Genomic DNA, 19652 nt, shown 5'->3' on the forward strand with positions numbered 1-19652 from the left:
CCTGTGCCGCCAACAGGATCAGCCTTGGTGCATGACTGGAGACAGGTGGAGCGGCATCAGCGCCCACCGAGATGCATCGCCATGGCAACAAGGCGGTCCCTGTTGGCTTCACAGGAGTGACTGGCCCGAAACAGATGTGGGAGCGGATTTATCCGCGATGCGCCGCGCGGGCGGCGCTCGATCTGATAGGCGCTGCACATCTATCGGCGAACGCCTGGTGGCCGTGATGCGTTACCAGCCCCGGCCGATCAATGCCTCATGCCGAGTTCGGCATCGCCCATCAACGCCTTGGCCATCGCGCTCAGAACGGAAAAAGAGCGCCCAGAGTATCTTTGGGAAATGGACTACAAGCTAGCGGTTAAATCTGATTCTGAATGCTTCAGACATCCGCTAAAAACGCCGCTTCCAACAATTGTTTCGTATAAACATGTTGCGGCGCATGGAAGATCTCCCGCGCATCCCCTTGCTCCACCACATGCCCATGCTTGATCACCATCAACTGGTGGCTCAGCGCCTTGACCACCGCCAGGTCATGGCTGATAAACAGGTACGTCAGGTTGTACTTGGCCTGCAGGTTCCTCAGCAACTCCACCACCTGCCGCTGCACCGTGCGGTCCAGCGCCGAGGTCGGCTCATCCAGCAGAATCAGCGCCGGCTTCAACACCAACGCCCGGGCAATGGCAATACGCTGGCGCTGGCCCCCGGAGAATTCATGCGGATAGCGATGGCGGGTGCGCGGGTCCAGCCCCACTTCCTCCAGCGCCGCAACGATCGCCGCCTCCTGCTCCTGCGGCGTACCTATCTTGTGGATCCGCAGCCCCTCGCCAACGATATCCTCCACACACATGCGCGGGCTCAGGCTGCCGAAGGGGTCCTGAAACACCACCTGCATCTCCCGCCGCAGTGGCCGCACTTGCTTCTGGTTCATCCCTTCGAGCTGCTGGCCATGAAAGCGGATCCCGCCCTGGCTGGAGATCAACCGCAGAATCGCCAGGCCCAATGTCGACTTGCCCGACCCGGACTCGCCGACGATCCCCAGCGTCTGCCCCTGGGGCAGGCTGAAGTTGATCCCGTCCACCGCCTTTACATGGTCAACCGTCTTGCGCAATAGCCCCTTCTTGATCGGGAACCACACCTTCAGGTCATTCACCTCCAGCAACGGCGCCCCTACCGGGTTATGGGCGGGCAACCCACTGGGCTCGGCATTGATCAGCATCTGCGTGTAGTGATGCTGCGGTGCACTGAACAACGTGGCGCACTCGGCCTGTTCGACGATCCGCCCACGTTGCATCACGCACACACGATGGGCGATGCGGCGCACCAGGTTGAGGTCGTGGCTGATCAGCAGCAGGGCCATGCCTAACTTCGCCTGCAGCTTTTTCAGCAGGTCGAGAATCTTCAACTGCACGGTCACATCCAGCGCCGTGGTCGGTTCATCCGCAATCAACAGCTCGGGCTCGTTGGCCAGGGCCATGGCGATCATCACCCGCTGGCGCTGACCGCCCGACAGTTCGTGAGGCAGGGCCTTGAGGCGCTTGTGCGGGTCCGGGATGCCGACCATTTCCAGCAGTTCCAGCGTACGCGCTGTCGCTTCCTTGCCGGTCAGGCCCTTGTGCAGCAGGAGGATTTCGTTGATTTGCTTCTCGATGCAGTGCAGCGGGTTCAGCGAGGTCATCGGCTCCTGGAAGATCATCGCGATGCGGTTGCCGCGGATGCGCTGCAGGGTCTTTTCGCTCTGCTGCAGCAGGTCCTGGCCCTCATAGCGGATGCTGCCGCTGGGGTGGCGGGCCAGCGGGTAGGGCAGCAGGCGCAGAATCGAGTGCGCGGTGACGGACTTGCCCGAGCCGCTTTCGCCGACCAGGGCCAACGTCTCGCCCTTGCGGATATCGAAGCTGATGCCATCGACCACCCGGTTGACCTGCTCGCCGGTGACAAACTCCACGGCCAGGTCGCGCACTTCGATCAGGTTCTGTTCGCTCATTTCACTTCCTCGGGTCGAAGGCATCGCGGGCGGATTCGCCGATGAACACCAGCAGGCTCAACATGATCGCCAGCACGGCGAAGGCGCTGATGCCCAGCCACGGGGCTTGCAGGTTGGACTTGCCTTGCGCCACCAGTTCGCCCAGCGACGGCGCGCCGGGGGGCAGGCCGAAGCCAAGGAAGTCCAGCGCGGTCAGGGTGCCGATGGCACCGGTGAGGATGAACGGCATGAAGGTCATGGTCGAGATCATGGCGTTGGGCAGGATGTGCCGGTACATGATCGCGCCGTTGCGCATCCCCAGGGCGCGGGCCGCGCGCACGTATTCCAGGTTGCGCCCGCGCAGGAATTCGGCGCGCACCACGTCCACCAGGCTCATCCACGAGAACAGCAGCATGATGCCCAGCAGCCACCAGAAGTTGGGCTGCACGAAGCTGGCGAGGATGATCAGCAGGTACAAGACCGGCAGGCCGGACCAGATTTCCAGGAAGCGCTGCCCGGCCAGGTCGACCCAGCCGCCGTAGAAACCCTGCAAGGCGCCGGCAATGACGCCGACGATGGAACTCAGCACCGTCAGGGTAATGGCGAACAGCACTGATACACGGAAGCCATAGATCACCCGTGCCAGCACATCGCGGCCCTGGTCGTCGGTGCCTAGCCAGTTGTCCGCCGAGGGCGGCGCCGGGGCCGGTACGCGCAGGTCGTAATTGATGCTCTGGTAGCTGAACGGGATCGGCGCCCAGAGCACGAAGCTGTCTTTCTTCTGCAGCAGGTCGCGGATGTACGGGCTCTTGTAGTTGGCTTCCAAGGGGAATTCGCCGCCGAAGGTGGTTTCCGGGTAGCGCTTGAACGCCGGGAAGTACCATGAGCCTTCGTAGCGCACGGCAATCGGTTTGTCGTTGGCGATCAGCTCGGCGCCCAGGCTCAGGCCGAACAGGATCAGGAACAGCCACAGCGACCACCAGCCTCGGCGGTTGGCCTTGAAGCGCTCGAAACGCCGGCGGTTGAGGGGGGACAGGGCCATGTCAGTGCTCCCGGCTGGCGAAGTCGATGCGTGGATCGACCAGGGTGTAGGTCAGGTCGCCGATCAGTTTCACCACCAGCCCGAGCAGGGTGAAGATGAACAGGGTGCCGAAGACCACCGGGTAGTCGCGGTTGATCGCCGCTTCGAAACTCATCAGGCCCAGGCCATCGAGGCTGAAAATCACCTCGATCAGCAGGGAGCCGGTGAAGAAGATGCCGATGAACGCCGACGGGAAACCGGCGATCACCAGCAGCATGGCGTTGCGGAACACATGCCCATACAGCACACGTGGCCGGCTCAGGCCCTTGGCCTTGGCGGTGACCACGTACTGCTTGTTGATCTCGTCGAGGAAGCTGTTCTTGGTCAGCAGGGTCATGGTGGCGAAGTTGCCGATCACCAGCGCGGTGATTGGCAGCACCAGGTGCCAGAAGTAGTCGAGCACCTTGCCGGTGGCGGACAACTCGTCGAAATTGTTGGAGGTGAGGCCGCGCAGCGGGAACCAGTCGAAATAGCTGCCTCCGGCGAACAGCACGATCAGCAGGATGGCGAACAGGAACGCCGGGATGGCATAGCCGACAATGATCGCCGAGCTGGTCCAGACATCGAAGTGGCTGCCGTGGCGCACCGCCTTGGCGATGCCCAGCGGGATCGACACCAGGTACATGATCAGCGTGCTCCACAGCCCCAGCGAGATCGACACCGGCATCTTCTCGGCGATCAGGTCGATGACCTTGGCGTCGCGGAAGAAGCTGTCGCCAAAGTCCAGGGTGGCGTAGTTCTTGATCATGATCCACAAGCGTTCGGGCGCCGACTTGTCGAAGCCGTACATGTGCTCGATCTCGGCGATCAGCGCCGGGTCCAGGCCCTGGGCGCCGCGGTAGTTGGAGCCGGCCACCGAGACCTCGGCGCCGCCGCCGGCGATGCGGCTGGTGGCGCCCTCGAAGCCTTCGAGCTTGGCGATCATCTGCTCCACCGGGCCGCCAGGGGCGGCCTGGACGATGATGAAGTTGATGATCAGGATGCCGAACAACGTCGGGATGATCAGCAGCAGGCGACGCAGGATATAGGCCAGCATGTCAGTTGGCCTCGTCTGCAGGGGTTTCGGTGACCGCTGGGGTCACGTTGGGCTTGATCCACCAGGTGTCGATGCCGACATCGTACTTGGGCGACACCTTGGGGTGGCCGATGTGGTTCCAGTAGGCCACGCGCCAGGTCTTGATGTGCCAGTTGGGGATCACGTAGTAGCCCCACAGCAGCACGCGGTCCAGCGCCCGGCAGTGGTCGATCAGGCTCTGGCGCGAGTCGGCATTGATCAACTGTTCCACCAGTTGGTCGATGGCCGGGTCGCGCAGGCCGATGAAATTGCGGCTGCCAGGGTTGTCGGCGGCGCTGCTGCTCCAGTATTCGCGTTGCTCGTTGCCGGGCGAGTTGGACTGCGCGAAGCCGCCGACGATCATGTCGTAGTCGCGCGAGCGCAGGCGGGTGATGTACTGCGAGACATCGACGCGGCGGATGTTCAGGTCGATGCCCAGGTCGGCGAGGTTACGCTTGAACGGCAACAGGATGCGCTCGAACTCGGTCTGTGCGAGCAGGAACTCGATCACCACCGGCTTGCCCTGGGCGTCGACCATCTTGTCGTCGACGATCTTCCAGCCGGCTTCCTGCAGCAGCTTGTAGGCCTTGCGTTGCTGCTCGCGGATCATGCCGCTGCCATCGCTGACCGGGTTGTGGAAGGCCTCGGTGAAGGCCTGCTCGGGAATCTTGCCGCGCAGCGGTTCGAGGATTTTCAGCTCATTGGCGCTAGGCAGGCCACGGGCGGCCATTTCCGAGTTCTCGAAGAAGCTGCCGGTGCGGGTGTAGGCACCGTTGAACAACTGCTTGTTGGTCCATTCGTAGTCCAGCAACTGGCTCAGCGCCTGGCGCACGCGCACGTCCTGGAACAGCGGGTGACGGATGTTGAAGACGAAGCCCTGCATCCCGGTGGGGTTGCCGTTGGGCAGCTCTTCCTTGATCAGGCGGCCTTCGCGCACGGCCGGCACGTTGTAGGCGGTGGCCCAGTTCTTCGCGCTGACCTCCAGCGCGTAGTCGAATGCACCGGCCTTCAGCGCTTCCAGGGCGACGGCGGTGTCGCGGTAGGAATCGAAGGTCATGGCGTCGAAGTTGTAGAAGCCGCGGTTGATCGGCAGGTCCTTGGCCCAGTAGTCCTTGACCCGCTCGTAGCGGATGGTGCGCCCGGCCTTGACCTCGGCCACCTTGTACGGGCCGCTGCCCAGCGGGATTTCCAGGTTGCCGCGGTTGAACTCGCGGTTCTCGTACCAGTGCTTGGGCAGCACCGGCAGCTGGCCGAGGATCAACGGCAGCTCGCGGTTGTTCTGGTGCTTGAACTTGAACAGCACCCGCAGCGGGTCTTCGGCGACCACCTCGGCGACGTCGCCGTAGTACTGGCGGTAGAGGGGGGCGCCGTCCTTGATCAGGGCGTTGAAGGTGAACACCACGTCCTCGGCGCGCATCGGGTGGCCATCGTGGAAGCGCGCTTCGGGGCGCAGGTAGAAGCGCACCCAGCTGTTGTCCGGGGCTTTCTCGATCTTGCCGGCGACCAGGCCGTACTCGGTGAACGGCTCATCCTGGCTCTGACGCATCAGGGTGTCGTAGATGATGCTGACGTTCTCGGCCGACACGCCCTTGTTGATGAACGGATTGAGGCTGTCGAAGCCGCCGAAGCTGGACTGGCGGAAGGTGCCGCCCTTGGGCGCGTCGGGGTTGACGTAGTCGAAGTGCTTGAAGTCGGCCGGGTATTTCGGCGGCTCGTCGTACAGGGTCAGCGCGTGTTGCGGCGCGGCCAGCGCGGGCAGGCTCAGGCAGGCGAACAGCAGGCTGCAGGCCAGGCGATGCGTCGGCTTCATTGGGCTTTCTCCGAAGGCTTTATCCACCAGGTATTCAGCCCGAGGGTATAGGGCGGCGTGGTGACGAAGGCGAACCGGTTGCGGTAGGCCAGGCGGTGATTGTCGAGGTACCAGTTGGGGATCATGTAGTACTGCCATGAGAGCACGCGGTCCAGGGCGCGGGCGGCGGCGACCTGGTCGTCGCGGGTGCGCGCGGCCAGCAGGGTGTCGAGCAGGTGGTCGACCACCGGGTCCTTGACCCCAGCATAGTTCTTGCTGCCCTTGGTCGCGGCCTGGCTGGAGTGGAAGTACAGCCACTGTTCGAGGCCCGGGCTCAAGGTCTGGTTCAGGGTCATCAGGATCATGTCGAAGTCGAACTGGTCCAGGCGTTGTTTGTACTGGGCACGGTCCACGGTGCGCAAGCGCGCATCGATGCCGATGCTGGCCAGGTTTTCGACATAGGGCTGCAGGATGCGTTCGAGGCTCGGGTTCACCAGCAGCAGTTCCATGCGCAGCGGCTGGCCCTTGGCATTGACCAGGCGCTGGCCGTCGAGCTTCCAGCCGGCCTGGTTGAGCAGGCCCAGGGCCTGGCGCAGGGTCTGGCGGCCAATGCCGCGCCCGTCGGTGTGGCTGACCTGGTAGGGCTGGGTGAACAGCTTGTCGGGCAGCTGGTCGCGGAACGGCGCCAGCAGCAGCCATTCCTTGCCGGTGGGTACGCCGCTGGCGGCGAACTCGCTGTTGGGGTAGTAGCTGGTCGCGCGGCGGTAGGCGCTGCTGAACAGGGCGCGGTTGGTCCACTCGAAGTCGAGCATCAGGCCCAGCGCCTGGCGCACCCTGGGGTCGCTGAAGGCGGCCCGGCGGCTGTTCATGAACAGGCCCTGGGTCTGGGTCGGGATGCGGTGCGGGACCTGCGCCTTGATCACCTCGCCACGGCGCACGGCCGGGAAGTTGTAGCCATTGGCCCAGTTTTTTGCCTGGTGCTCGATATAGATGTCGAACTCACCGGCCTTGAAGGCTTCGAAGGCCACGGTGGCATCGCGGTAAAACTCATATTCGACGCGGTTGAAGTTGTACTTGCCGCGGTTCACTGCCAGGTCCTTGCCCCAGTAGTTCTTCACCCGCTCGAACACCAGGCGCCTGCCGGGTTCCACCTGGGTGATGCGATACGGCCCGCTGCCCAGCGGTGGTTCGAAGGTGGTGGCCTCGAAGTCACGCTTTTGCCAGTAGTGCTTGGGCAATACCGGCATTTCGCCCAGGCGCAGGATCAGCAGCGGGTTGCCGGCGCGCTTGAAGACGAAGCGGATGCGCAGCGGGCCGAGGATGTCTACCCGCTGCACTTCCTGCAGGTTGGTGCGGTAGATCGGGTGGCCTTGTTTGAGCAGGGTGCGGTATGAGAACGCCACGTCGGCGGCGGTAATCGGCGCGCCGTCATGCCAGCGTGCTTCCGGGCGCAGGTTGAACACTACCCAGCTGCGGTCTTCGCTGTACTCCACCGAGCGGGCGATCAGGCCATAGCTGGAGGTGGGCTCGTCACCGGACGGGTCGTACTGGCCGGTGCCGACCATCAGCGTTTCGTTCAGCTCGCTGACGCCGTATTGCAGGAAGTTCGGCGTGGTGACCGGGCTGGTGCCCTTGAAGGTATAGGGGTTGAGCGTATCGAAGGTGCCGAATGCCATGGCCCGCAAGGTGCCGCCCTTGGGCGCTTGCGGGTTGACCCAGTCGAAGTGGGTGAATGTGGCTGGGTACTTGAGCGTGCCGAACTGCGCGTATCCGTGGCTTTCGCTCACCATCGCGACGGCGGGGAAGCTCAAGGCCAGGCTGAGTGACAGCAGGAGGGGACGTATCAAGTCGGCATCCGATCCAGAGGCGTTGGGCTTTGGTCGGGGTACAGTAACAGCTTGGCCGGTATGGAAAAAGAGAGGTTTTGCAGGTGGTTGTCGAGGCCGCCATGCGGCCCCGGCATCTCATCAATGCGAGAGGTAGACGGTCAGCGTCTGGCCTGGCTTGAGTGCATGACCGCTGCGCGGGTTCCAGCGCTTGAGGTGCTGCATCTCGACGTTGAAACGTTTGGCTACAAGATACAGCGAATCACCTTTGCGCACCTTGTACTGGGTGGAGCGCTGCCCGGAGTCCGCCACGCGGTTGGCTGCGGCGCTTGGCGCGCTGCCGCCGCGCAGGGCCAGGACCTGGCCGGCCTTGACGCGGTTGCCCGACAGTTTGTTCCAGCGCTGGAGGTCCTTGACCGCAACGCGGTTGGCCTTGGCGATGCTGCCCAGGCTGTCGCCACGCTTGACCCGGTAGCTGCGCGCGGCAGGCGCCTTGGCTTCGGCCACGGCGGCGGCGAACACGGCCTTGTTCGGCTGCAGGCTGACCAGCTGCTCGGGCTTGAGGTTGGACAGGCTGTCGCTGAGCAGGTGCGCCTTGGCGGTCGGAACCAGCAGCTGCTTGGGGCCATCCACGGTCATGCGTTTCTTGAAGGCCGGGTTGAGCTGGATCAGTTCGTCTTCGTCGATGTTGGCGAAGGCGGCGACCCGCGACAGGTCGAGGCGGTCGTTGATGGCCACCGCTTCGAAGTAGGGCTCGTTGGCGATCGGTGTAAGGTTCACACCATAGGCCTCAGGCGTGGAGACCACCTGCGACAGTGCCAGCAGCTTGGGCACGTAGTCACGGGTTTCCTGCGGCAGTGGCAGGTTCCAGTAATCGGTGGGCAGGCCGAGTTTCTCGTTGCGCTCGATGGCGCGGCTGACGGTGCCTTCGCCCGCGTTGTAGGCCGCCAGGGCCAGCAGCCAGTCGCCGTTGAACATGTCATGCAGGCGGGTCAGGTAGTCCAGCGCAGCGTTGGTCGACGCGGTGATGTCGCGACGGCCATCGTAGAAGTTGGTCTGACGCAGGTTGTAATGGCGGCCGGTGGCTGGCATGAACTGCCACATGCCCGCCGCGCTGGCGCGCGAATAGGCCATTGGGTTGTAGGCACTCTCGATTGCCGGCAGCAGCGCGAGCTCCAGTGGCATGTCGCGTTCTTCGAGGCGCTCGACGATGTAGTGCAGGTAGAGGCTGCCGCGCTCGCCGGCGCTCTCGAGGAACGTCGGGTTGCTGGCGAACCACAGGCGCTGCTGCTCGATGCGCGGGTTGACGTCGATGTTGTCCTGCAGGGCAAAGCCCTGACGCATGCGCTCCCACACATCCTGCGGCGGTTCGGCAGGCTTGACCGCCAACGGCGAGGGCTTGTGCTTGATCCGGGCCTGGTAGTTGTGCGCGCGAACGCTGTCGGCTTCGTCGAGCTGACGGGTGCTCTGGCAGCCCACCAGGGTGGCGGCCAGCGCCAGCGCACCGATTTGGGCCAGGCGCGTCAGGGCGACGGAATGAGCGGTTCTGCGGCTACGGGAAGACATCGGCTGAGACAGGTTTCCGAGCGAAAAATTTCGGCGATTCTAGAAACCGCTCCCGCCTGGGTCAACCGTTGTGAACCCTCTGCGATATATCTTGAGGTTATCAGAAGGTGTCCTTCCAAGACCTCAAAGCAGCAAAAACAGTGACCTGCGAGTCGTTTGAATGTCCCTTCCATTCGTCTGCTTTTTGTTTAACTAATGTTTCAGAGGTACGCAGGAAAGGGTTGGTCAGGCGTTCGAGGCCGATGGTGGATGGCAAGGTGATGCGATTTTCGGCGCGCAAACGGGTAACGTCTTCGAACCGTTGCAGAACGTGCGGGTTGCTGGGCTCCACGGCCTTGGCGAAGCGCAGGTTGCTCAGGGTGTATTCGTGGGTGCAGTAGACTTCAGTTTGCTCCGGCAGCGCTGCCAGGCGGGCGAGGGCCGGCTGCATCTGCTCCGGTGTGCCTTCGAACATGCGCCCGCAACCGGCGGCGAACAAGGTGTCGCCACAGAACAGCAGCGGTGTTGCCGGCTGGTCGCTGAAGTAGGCGATATGCCCCAGGGTGTGGCCCGGCACGGCCAGTACCTGGAAGTTCACCCCCAGCACGCTGACTTGGTCGCCCTCGTCCAGCGCCAGGTCGCGGCCCGGGATGTGCTCGCGGGCCGGGCCGCAGACGCGGGCGCCGGTCTTCTGCCTGAGGCGTTCGACACCACCGACATGGTCATGGTGGTGGTGGGTCACCAGGATGGTGTCCAGCGCCCAGCCAGGGTTGGCCGCCAGCCAGGCCTCCACCGGGCCGGCATCGCCGGGGTCGACCACCGCGCAGCGGCGTTTGGCAGTATCCTGTAACAACCAGATGTAGTTGTCGGAGAAAGCGGGAAGAGCGTCGATCTGTATCATGATGCGGATCCGTATCGCCAGGCGTGGCACATGAGGGCATCTTAGCCGCGATGGCGCGGTGCGAGAACCTTCGAGGGAGAGCGCAATGACCGACCAAGCCTTTGCTCAGGCCGACCCGGAGTGGGTCGAGCTGATCAGCCTGGCCCGTGAGTGGTTCAACGGCCCACTCGGCCAGCTGATGCTGAAGGAAGAGGAAAAACTGCTGGAAGAAGAGCTCGGGCGCTTCTTCGGTGGCTACCTCGTGCACTATGGCCCCTGTGCCGAAGCGCCGCCCAGTGCGCCACAGGTGCAGCGCAACGTTCGCCTTGGCGCACCGCTGCCGGGGGTGGAGATCGTCTGCGAGGAGCAGGCCTGGCCATTGAGCGAGCACGCCGCCGACGTGGTGGTGCTGCAGCATGGCCTGGACTTCAGCCTTTCGCCCCACGGCCTGCTGCGCGAGGCGGCCAGTGCGGTGCGCCCCGGCGGGCACCTGCTGATCGTCGGCATCAACCCCTGGAGCGGCTGGGGCCTGCGTCATTTCTTCAGCCATGGCGCCCTGCGCAAGGCGCGCTGTATCTCGCCGTCACGGGTCGGCGACTGGCTCAACCTGCTGGGCTTCGCGCTGGAGAAACGCCGCTTCGGATGCTATCGTCCGCCGCTCACTTCGCCGGCCTGGCAACAACGCCTGGCTGGCTGGGAACGGATGGCGGGTGGCTGGCAGAGTGCCGGCGGCGGGGTCTACCTGCTGGTGGCGCGCAAGATGGTGGTCGGCCTGCGGCCGTTGCGCCAGGTGCGCCGCGAGCCGATGGGCAAGCTGCTGCCGCTGCCGCTGGCCAAGGTCAACCGCAACGCCGCCCATCCGGACACCGAAAAGCACTGAACATGAGTGGTACATGAGCGATAGCGTCGAGATGTATACCGATGGCGCCTGCAAGGGCAACCCTGGCCCGGGCGGCTGGGGCGTCCTGCTGGTCTTCAAGGGCGTCGAGAAGGAACTGTGGGGCGGCGAGCGCGAAACCACCAACAACCGCATGGAGCTGATGGCCGCGATCCAGGGGCTGATGGCACTCAAGCGTGAATGCGAAGTGGTGCTGACCACCGACTCGCAGTACGTGATGAAGGGCATCAACGAGTGGATGGTCAACTGGAAGAAGCGCGGCTGGAAGACAGCGGCCAAGGAGCCGGTGAAGAACGCCGACCTGTGGCAACAGCTTGACGAGCAGGTCAACCGCCACAAGGTCACCTGGAAGTGGGTGCGCGGCCACATCGGCCACCCCGGCAACGAACGCGCCGACCAGCTGGCCAACCGCGGCGTCGAGGAAGTGCGCGCCAAGCGTTGAGCTGCGGTACAATCGCCGCCTTTGTAACTGATGCAAGTTGGAGCGCCCCGCGTGGAGCAGCAGCAAGATAAACGCCTGGTCATTCTCGATACCGAAACCACCGGTATGCCGGTCAGCGAAGGCCACCGGATCATCGAGATCGGCTGTGTCGAGGTCATCGGCCGGCGCCTGACCGGGCGGCACTTCCATGTCTACCTGCAGCCCGACCGCGAAAGTGACGAGGGCGCGATCAACGTCCACGGCATCACCGATGCGTTCCTGGTCGGCAAGCCGCGCTTCGCCGATGTGGCCGAAGAGTTCTTCGAATTCATCCAGGGCGCCACCCTGGTCATCCACAACGCAGCGTTCGACGTCGGGTTCATCAACAACGAGTTCGCCTTGCTGGGGCAGAGCGACCGCGCCGATATTTCCAACCACTGCACCATCCTCGATACCCTGCTGCTGGCCCGTGCCCGCCACCCGGGGCAACGCAACAGCCTCGATGCGCTGTGCAAACGCTACGACATCGACAACTCCGGCCGTGAATTGCACGGCGCATTGCTCGACTCCGAGTTGCTGGCCGACGTCTACCTGGCGATGACCGGTGGCCAGACCAGCCTGTCGCTGGCTGGGCACGGGGCCGACGCTGACGGCGATGGGCAGGGCACCGGTGGCAGCGAGATCCGTCGCATCGTCGGGCGGGCGCCGGGGCGGGTAATCATGGCCAGTGCCGAAGAGCTCGCGGCGCATGCCGAGCGGTTGGCGGCGGTGGCCAAGTCGGCGGGTGGGCCTTCGCTGTGGCAAACCCTGACCGAGGCACCGGCCAGCTGAACGGCAAGCCTGCAGCGGCCCCTTCTCGGGCGCTGACAACATAAGGCTCAACTACCCTCAATAGGACAACAAGTCCTGCGCAGGGAGTTGCCGGATGTACAAGGACCTCAAGTTCCCGATCCTCATCGTCCATCGCGCCATCAAGGCCGACAGCGTTGCCGGCGAGCGCATCCGCGGCATCGCCGAGGAGCTGAGCCAGGACGGCTTCGCCATCATCAAGGCGGCCGATCACACCGAAGCGCGCCTGGTCGCCACCACCCACCATGGCCTGGCCTGCATGCTGATCGCCGCCGAAGGCGTCGGCGACAACACCCACTTGCTGCAGAACATGGCCGAGCTGATACGCCTGGCCCGCCTGCGTGCGCCTAACCTGCCGATCTTCGCCCTGGGCGAACAGGTCACCCTGGAAAACGCCCCGGCCGAGGCCATGAGCGAGCTCAACCAGCTGCGCGGCATTCTCTACCTGTTCGAAGACACTGTGCCGTTTCTCGCCCGTCAGGTGGCGCGCGCCGCGCACAACTACCTTGATGGCCTGCTGCCACCGTTCTTCAAGGCCCTGGTACAGCACACCGCACAGTCCAACTATTCCTGGCATACGCCCGGCCACGGCGGCGGTGTGGCCTACCGCAAGAGCCCGGTCGGCCAGGCATTCCACCAGTTCTTCGGCGAAAATACCCTGCGCTCGGACTTGTCGGTCTCAGTGCCGGAACTGGGCTCGCTGCTCGATCACACCGGCCCCTTGGCTGCTGCCGAGGCCCGTGCCGCGCGCAACTTCGGTGCCGACCATACCTTCTTCGTCATCAATGGCACCTCCACCGCCAACAAGATCGTCTGGCACGCCATGGTCGGCCGCGATGACCTGGTGCTGGTCGACCGCAACTGCCACAAGTCGGTGGTCCACGCCATCATCATGACCGGCGCCATCCCCATCTACCTGTGCCCCGAACGCAACGAGCTGGGCATCATCGGCCCGATTCCGCTCAGCGAGTTCAGCCCTGAGTCGATCAAGGCCAAGGTGCTGGCCAACCCGCTGGCCAAGGGGCGTGAGCCGCGGATCAAGCTGGCGGTGGTGACCAACTCCACCTACGACGGGCTGTGTTACCACGCCGGGCTGATCAAACAGGCGCTGGGCACCAGCGTCGAGGTGCTGCATTTTGACGAGGCCTGGTTCGCCTACGCGGCCTTCCATGAGTTCTTCGAGGGCCGCTATGCCATGGGCACCGCGTGCAGCGAGGGCAGCCCGCTGGTGTTCAGCACCCACTCCACCCACAAGCTGCTGGCCGCCTTCAGCCAGGCGTCGATGATCCACGTGCAGGATGGTGCCCAGCGCCAGCTGGACCGCGACCGCTTCAACGAAGCGTTCATGATGCATATCTCCACCTCGCCGCAATACAGCATCCTCGCCTCGCTGGACGTGGCTTCGACCATGATGGAGGGGCCGGCCGGGCGCTCGCTGCTGCAGGAAATGTTCGACGAAGCCCTGAGTTTCCGCCGCGCCTTGGCCAACCTGCGCGAGCACATCGCCGCCGAGGACTGGTGGTTCAGCATCTGGCAGCCGCCAGCGGCGGAGGGTATCCAGCGCCTGGCGGCACAGGACTGGTTGCTGCAACCGGGCGCCGAGTGGCATGGCTTTGGCGAAGTGGCGGACGACTACGTCCTGCTCGACCCGCTGAAGGTGACGTTGGTCATGCCTGGCTTGAGCGCGGGTGGCGTGTTGGGTGAACACGGCATTCCAGCGGCGGTGGTCAGCAAGTTTCTCTGGGAGCGCGGGCTGGTAGTGGAGAAGACCGGCCTGTACAGCTTCCTGGTGCTGTTCTCGATGGGCATCACCAAGGGCAAGTGGAGCACGCTGCTCACCGAGTTGCTGGAATTCAAGCGCCATTACGACGGCAACACGGCGCTCAGTAGCTGCCTGCCGAGCGTCGTCGCGGTCGATGCCGCACGTTACCAAGGGCTGGGCCTGCGTGATCTGTGCGACCAGTTGCACGACTGCTACCGCGCCAATGCCACGGCCAAGCAGCTCAAGCGGTTGTTCACGCGGTTGCCGGAGGTGGCCGTGAGCCCGGCACGGGCCTATGACCAGATGGTGCGCGGGGAGGTGGAAGCCGTGCCCATCGAGGCCCTGCTGGGCCGGGTTGCGGCGGTGATGCTGGTGCCATACCCGCCTGGGATTCCGCTGATCATGCCGGGCGAGCGGTTCACCGAAGCGACCCGCTCGATCCTCGACTACCTGGCGTTTGCCCGGGCGTTCAACAGTGGCTTCCCGGGCTTCGTCGCCGATGTGCATGGCCTGCAGAATGAAGGCGGCCAGTACACGGTCGATTGCATCAAGGAATGCGAATGATCTCGACGCCGGTCTGCGCCAGTTCGAAGCGGTTTTCACCCAGGTGGTTGACGCGGTCGCCGATGGCCAGGCGGTAGGTGGTGATCGGTGCACCCAGTGCGCTGCCGTCCGCCTGGAGGGTGGATTCCTGGAACTCGTGCACGGGGTAGATACGGCCTTCGGCGTCACGGGCGTGGAATTGGCCGACCATTACTGCTGCCATTTGGGTGAAAACCTCTGAATTACGTAGGAAATGTCTGTAGGGATAGACCGTTAAAGGTGGCTGGAAGTTTTCACACAGTGGAAAAAAATCCAGGCCACCGAGGAACGGTCATCTATAACTACTGACGTCCCTTTTCCCAGCAAAGGATGGATAACGCCATGAGCCAGGTGTATTCGGTAGCGGTTGTCGTCGGCAGCTTGCGCAAGGATTCCTACAACCGCAAGGTGGCCCGCGCACTTTCGGAGCTGGCGCCGTCCAGCCTTGCCCTGAAGATTGTCGAGATTGGCGACCTGCCGCTGTACAACGAGGATGTCGAGGCTGAGGGGGTGCCCGAGGCGTGGAAGCGTTTTCGCGATGAGATCCGCCGCAGCGATGCGGTGTTGTTCGTTACCCCGGAGTACAACCGTTCGGTACCGGGCTGTTTGAAGAATGCCATCGACGTCGGCTCGCGGCCCTATGGGCAGAGTGCCTGGAGCGGCAAACCGACGGCGGTGGCGAGCGTGTCGCCAGGGGCCATAGGTGGGTTTGGTGCCAATCACGCCGTGCGCCAGTCGCTGGTGTTCCTCGACATGCCGTGCATGCAGATGCCCGAGGCGTATATCGGTGGGGCGGCGAGCCTGTTCGATGAGGGCGGCAAGCTGAGTGACAAGACCCGGCCGTTCCTGCAGGGCTTTATCGACAAGTTCGCTTCCTGGGTGAAGTTGAACCGGGCTGTCTGAATGCTTGCTACTGGTGCTGACGCGGTCCTGCAAAGGACCGCGTCCCGGGTCTGTCAGAAGGACTGAGGCATCTCACCCTTGGCCAGGCGGCGGTTGATGTCGGCCACTACCTCCGGCAGTTGGTTGATGGTGTCGATCAGGTAGTGCGGTCGCGAGCCGGCAAACAACTGATGAATGCGCTTGCGCTCGCTCTCCAGTTCCTCAGCGCTCAGTGCCTGGTAACCCTCCCAGGTCAGCCCCAGGGCATTGCCCGAGCACACCAGGGCCACGGTCCACATGCCGGCACGGCGCCCTTCGAGAATGCCCGGCACGGTGTCGTCGACCTTCACGCACGCCGCCACATCATCAATGCCCAAGGCAATCACGTTGGCCAGGGCCTGGGCCGGCCATGGGCGGCCATTGGGGGTTTCGTCGGTGGCCACCACATGGTCGGCGACATAGCCGTTCTGCGCTGCCAGTTCTACCACCTTATCCATCACCACCTTCGGGTAGCCCGAGCAAGAACCGATCTTCAGGCCGTCCTGGCGCAGGCCGGTGAGGGTGTCCAGGGCGCCGGGGATCAATGCCGAGTGCACGGCGATCTTCTCGATCTGCAGCGGCATGAAGCGGTTGTAGATAGCGGTGACGTCATCGTCGGTCGGGGTGCGGCCGAACACCTTGCGGTAGCGCTCGGCGATCTCCGGCACATCGCACAGGGTGCGGATGTGGTCCCACTTGCCCATGCCCATCGGGCCGCGGGCTTCCTCGATGGACACTTGCACGTCGAACTCGGCGAAGGCTTCGACGAAGATCTGGGTCGGGGCGAAGGAGCCGAAGTCGACCACGGTGCCGGCCCAGTCGAGGATGGCGGCTTGCAGCTGGGTAGGATTGCTGTAGTTCATGTGCGCTGATTCCTGAAATCGGGTGGGCAAAGGGTTAGATGTCCAGCACTTCCATTTCCCGCAGCACGTCGGCCACGGCATTGACGGCGGCCTGCATGCCATCGGCACCGACCACGCCGATGCAGCCGACGCGGAACGTTTCAACCTGGGTCAGCTTGCCCGGGTAGAGGATGAAACCTTTGGCCTTGACCCGCTCGTAGAAGTCCTTGAACTGGTAGCGGGCATCGTTCGGCGCGTGGAAGGTGACGATGATCGGTGCCTGGATCTCGGCCGGCAGGAAGCTGCGCAGGCCGATGGCGGCCATGCCATCGAGCAGCGTCTTGCAGTTGTCGGCGTAACGTTGGTGGCGGGCGGGCAGGCCACCTTCCTCGTTGTACTGCTGCAACGCTTCGTGCAAGGCGGCGACCACGTGGGTCGGCGGAGTGAAGCGCCATTGGCCGGTCTTGGCCATGTAGGCGTGCTGGTCGTGCAGGTCCATGGCCAGCGAGTGAGCATTGCCTTCAGCAGCGGCCAGGGCGGATTTTTCGGCGAACACAAAGCCCATGCCGGGCACACCTTCCAGGCACTTGCCGGAGGCGGCGATCAGCGCCTCGAAGGGGATTTCGCGGGCATTGATCGGCAGCGCGCCGAACGAGCTCATGGCGTCGATGATCAGGCGCTTGCCGTGGCCTTTGATCACCTGGGCGATGTCCGCCAGCGGGTTGAGGATGCCGGTGCTGGTTTCGCAGTGGATCAGCGCCACGTGAGTGATGGCCGGGTCGGCGGCGAGCAGGCGGTCGACGTCGGCGGCGGTGGTTGGCTGGTCTTCGGCGGTCTCGAAGGTGCTGTAGGCGCGGCCTAGCACTTTGCAGATCTTCGCCAGGCGTTGGCCATACGCGCCGTTGATCAGTACCAGGACCTTGCCTTCACGTGGCACCAGGGTGCCGATGGCCGCTTCCACGGCGAACGTGCCGCTGCCTTGCAGGGGCACGCAGTGGTGGCTGGCGCTGCCATCGATGATCGCCAGCAGTTGTTCACAGACGCTGGCGGTCAGTTGGTTGAAGTCGCGGTCCCAGGAGCCCCAGTCCACGAGCATGGCTTGGCGGGTGCGGATTGATGTGGTCAGTGGGCCGGGGGTCAGCAGGATCGGGGCGTTGCTCATTCCGTTATTCCTCGCAAGCGGTGGGCTGAAACTACGGGGCCTAGGTTGCAATTCGCCCTGTCATCAATCAAATTGTTTGTTGTTATCCGAGCTATAAGTCAGGCCGATACCTATGAACCTGTTTCAGCTGCGAGCCTTCGATGCCGTTGCCCGTGAAGGCAGCTTCACCCGCGCCGCTGCGCGCCTGTTCATCAGCCAGCCAGCGGTGACCGGGCACGTCAAGGCACTGGAGGAGCACTACCAGATCACGTTGCTGCGACGCACTGCGCGGCGGGTGGAGCTGACCGAGGAGGGCACGCGCCTGGCGGCCATCACGCGGGCCATGTTCGGCCTGGCCGAGGAAGCCCAGGCCATGCTTGAGGCCAATCGCCAGTTGTTGACCGGGCGTCTGGAAGTGGCGGCCGATGGCCCCCATCGGGTCATGCCGATGCTGGCGCTGCTGCGTGAGCGTTACCCGGGCATCACTGTCAATTTGCGCCTGGGCAACGCCCAGGAAACCCTGGCTGCGCTGCTCGGCGAACATGCCGACGTCGCCGTGCTGACTGAAGTCGAACCGCGCAAGGGCCTGTATCTGCAGAACCTCTGCGAGTCGCGTCTGTGTGCGTTGTTGCCAGCGGGCCATGCCTGGGCACAGGCGGAATACGACCTGCCTTTGGCTGAGCTGCACCAACAGATCATGGTGCTGCGTGAGCCCAGTTCGACGACGCGTCGCACCTTCGACAAGGCCTGCAGCGCTGCTGGCATACAACCGCGGGTGCTGCTGGAACTGGACAGCCGCGAGGCTGTGACCGAGGCGGTGGCCTGCGAACTGGGTATTGGTGTGGTGTCGTCGACCGAAGTGGCCAACGATCCGCGGGTGGTGGCGCGGCCCCTGGCCGGCCAAGGCTTGCTTAACCAGCACAGGATCGGTTGCCTGGAGCGGCGCCGCGAATTACGCCTGATCCAGGCTTTCCTGAACCTGGCGGCCAGCCTCTGAGCCGACCTAAGATACCTGCAGCCGCGAATGGAATGCCGATGAGCGAAAAAGACACCATCTCCATGCAACTGGTGCGCGAAGCCCTGTTGCAGACCTGCCCGGCGGGCGAGCCGGATGCTGCACTGCTGGCCCGTGCCGGGATCGACGCCGGGCAATTGCAGGCGCCTGCCGCGCGGGTCAGCGCCGAGGCCTATGCGCGGCTGTGGCGCCTGTTGGCGCGCCGCTGCAACGACGAATTCTTCGCCATGGACCCGCGCGGCCTGCGCAGCGGCAGCCTGGCCTTCATGTGCCGGGCAAGCATGGGCCAGCCGACCCTGGGTACAGGGCTGGACACCGCCCTGGAGTTCCTCTCGCTGATGCTTGAAGACCTGCAACCGAGCCTGGTGCGCCAGTACGAACTGGCCGAAATCGTCATCAACGAGCCTCGCGACCTGCCGCGGCGCGCCTTCACCTATTTCACCTTCTGGATGATCGTGCATGGCCTGGCCTGCTGGCTGGCAGGGCGGCGCATCCCGATCCTGGCCATCGAGTTGCGCTGCGCCGAGCCCCCGTTTTGCGACGACTACCGGGTGATGTTTTCGCAAAACCTGCAGTTCGAGCGCCCGCGCACACGCATGATCATCAGTGCTGAGAGCCTCGACCTGCCACTGCGGCGCACGCCGGAGGAGCTGCAGCGCTTTCTGGCCGAGGCCCCTGGCAACATCCTGGTCAAGTACCGTGATGCTGCCAGCCTGGGGTGGCGCATCCGCCATGACTTACTGCATCAGGACCCCAATCACTGGCCTGATGGCGATGCCTTGGCACGGCAACTGTGCCTGTCGCCGTCCACCCTGCGTCGACGCCTGGCAGAAGAGGGGCAGACCTACCAAGGGCTCAAGGACAGCGTGCGGCGGGAGCTGGCTATCGCGTGGCTGAGCCAGGCGGAGCCTGGCATGGGCGAAATTGCGGCGCGCCTGGGCTTTGCCGACAGCAGCTCTTTCTACAAGGCGTTTCGCAAATGGTTCGGTTGCAACCCTGGGCACTATCGCGCGCTGGCGCATGCACGCGAAGCACACGGGTAGGCCAGTTCCCTCTGAATCGGGCAGGCAAGCAATGAAAGAGTGT

At 64.0% G+C, this 19652-nt stretch carries 17 protein-coding genes; 7 read left to right on the forward strand and 10 right to left on the reverse strand.

The genetic code is table 11. The features are described from left to right. Positions 1–379 precede the first annotated feature (379 nt). The 7 genes from ABE528_RS19165 to gloB all read right to left on the reverse strand — a co-directional run bounded on the left by ABE528_RS19165 (position 380) and on the right by gloB (position 10156). A complete protein-coding gene (locus ABE528_RS19165; protein ID WP_346653787.1) occupies positions 380–1981 on the reverse strand; it encodes an ABC transporter ATP-binding protein in 1602 nt (533 codons plus the stop codon). Between the two features lies 1 nt (position 1982). Continuing rightward, positions 1983–3002: an ABC transporter permease gene (locus tag ABE528_RS19170; protein ID WP_152958616.1), complete on the reverse strand. Its 1020-nt coding sequence runs from the start codon at positions 3000–3002 to the stop codon at positions 1983–1985. A 1-nt stretch (position 3003) separates the two neighbouring features. Beyond that, positions 3004–4077, reverse strand: a complete 1074-nt coding sequence (locus tag ABE528_RS19175) for a microcin C ABC transporter permease YejB (protein ID WP_346653788.1) — start codon at positions 4075–4077, stop codon at positions 3004–3006. A gap of 1 nt (position 4078) precedes the next feature. Then, on the reverse strand, positions 4079–5905 hold the full coding sequence (locus ABE528_RS19180) for an extracellular solute-binding protein (protein WP_152958618.1): 1827 nt from the start codon (positions 5903–5905) through the stop codon (positions 4079–4081). Continuing rightward, positions 5902–7674: an extracellular solute-binding protein gene (locus ABE528_RS19185; RefSeq protein WP_152958692.1), complete on the reverse strand. Its 1773-nt coding sequence runs from the start codon at positions 7672–7674 to the stop codon at positions 5902–5904. The genes ABE528_RS19180 and ABE528_RS19185 overlap by 4 nt, the downstream gene beginning before the upstream one ends. Before the next feature lie 177 nt (positions 7675–7851). Next, entirely contained in the window at positions 7852–9276 is a 1425-nt protein-coding gene (locus ABE528_RS19190) for a lytic transglycosylase domain-containing protein (protein WP_152958620.1), read from the reverse strand. A 100-nt stretch (positions 9277–9376) separates the two neighbouring features. Then, positions 9377–10156: a hydroxyacylglutathione hydrolase gene (gene gloB / locus ABE528_RS19195; protein WP_346653789.1), complete on the reverse strand. Its 780-nt coding sequence runs from the start codon at positions 10154–10156 to the stop codon at positions 9377–9379. 85 nt (positions 10157–10241) lie between these two features. Here gloB and ABE528_RS19200 point away from each other — a divergent pair, with 85 nt between their 5' ends. The 4 genes from ABE528_RS19200 (at position 10242) to ABE528_RS19215 (ending at position 14629) form a co-directional block, all read left to right on the forward strand. Next, the gene (locus tag ABE528_RS19200) at positions 10242–11015 is read left to right on the forward strand and encodes a methyltransferase domain-containing protein (RefSeq protein ID WP_346653790.1); all 774 of its coding nucleotides are present in this window, start codon (positions 10242–10244) and stop codon (positions 11013–11015) included. Positions 11016–11028: 13 nt separating this feature from the next. Continuing rightward, on the forward strand, positions 11029–11475 hold the full coding sequence (gene rnhA / locus ABE528_RS19205; protein ID WP_152958625.1) for a ribonuclease HI: 447 nt from the start codon (positions 11029–11031) through the stop codon (positions 11473–11475). A gap of 51 nt (positions 11476–11526) precedes the next feature. Further along, complete coding sequence (gene dnaQ, locus ABE528_RS19210; protein ID WP_346653791.1) at positions 11527–12285, forward strand: DNA polymerase III subunit epsilon; 759 nt, start codon at positions 11527–11529, stop codon at positions 12283–12285. Between the two features lie 94 nt (positions 12286–12379). Further along, on the forward strand, positions 12380–14629 hold the full coding sequence (locus ABE528_RS19215) for an Orn/Lys/Arg decarboxylase N-terminal domain-containing protein (protein ID WP_346653792.1): 2250 nt from the start codon (positions 12380–12382) through the stop codon (positions 14627–14629). On the opposite strand, the gene ABE528_RS19220 is transcribed toward ABE528_RS19215, so the two are convergent. After that, a complete protein-coding gene (locus ABE528_RS19220; RefSeq protein ID WP_027919089.1) occupies positions 14613–14831 on the reverse strand; it encodes a hypothetical protein in 219 nt (72 codons plus the stop codon). The two genes, ABE528_RS19215 and ABE528_RS19220, sit on opposite strands and share 17 nt — an antisense overlap. Before the next feature lie 158 nt (positions 14832–14989). Here ABE528_RS19220 and ABE528_RS19225 point away from each other — a divergent pair, with 158 nt between their 5' ends. After that, positions 14990–15550, forward strand: coding sequence for an NADPH-dependent FMN reductase (locus ABE528_RS19225; protein WP_152958631.1), 561 nt, complete (start codon positions 14990–14992; stop codon positions 15548–15550). A 53-nt stretch (positions 15551–15603) separates the two neighbouring features. Here ABE528_RS19225 and phnX read toward each other — a convergent pair whose 3' ends face one another. Next, entirely contained in the window at positions 15604–16431 is an 828-nt protein-coding gene (gene phnX, locus ABE528_RS19230) for a phosphonoacetaldehyde hydrolase (protein WP_152958632.1), read from the reverse strand. Between the two features lie 34 nt (positions 16432–16465). Beyond that, positions 16466–17572 (reverse strand): 2-aminoethylphosphonate--pyruvate transaminase, encoded by a 1107-nt coding sequence (locus ABE528_RS19235; RefSeq protein WP_346653793.1) that lies wholly within the window; start codon positions 17570–17572, stop codon positions 16466–16468. Between the two features lie 112 nt (positions 17573–17684). Here ABE528_RS19235 and ABE528_RS19240 point away from each other — a divergent pair, with 112 nt between their 5' ends. Together ABE528_RS19240 and ABE528_RS19245 are read left to right on the forward strand one after the other, a co-directional pair. Then, positions 17685–18548, forward strand: coding sequence for a LysR substrate-binding domain-containing protein (locus ABE528_RS19240; RefSeq protein ID WP_346653794.1), 864 nt, complete (start codon positions 17685–17687; stop codon positions 18546–18548). Between the two features lie 38 nt (positions 18549–18586). Beyond that, the gene (locus ABE528_RS19245; RefSeq protein WP_152958638.1) at positions 18587–19609 is read left to right on the forward strand and encodes an AraC family transcriptional regulator; all 1023 of its coding nucleotides are present in this window, start codon (positions 18587–18589) and stop codon (positions 19607–19609) included. Positions 19610–19652 lie beyond the last annotated feature (43 nt).

It is taken from the genome of Pseudomonas sp. TWI628 (assembly GCF_039673865.1).
Classification (GTDB): domain Bacteria; phylum Pseudomonadota; class Gammaproteobacteria; order Pseudomonadales; family Pseudomonadaceae; genus Aquipseudomonas.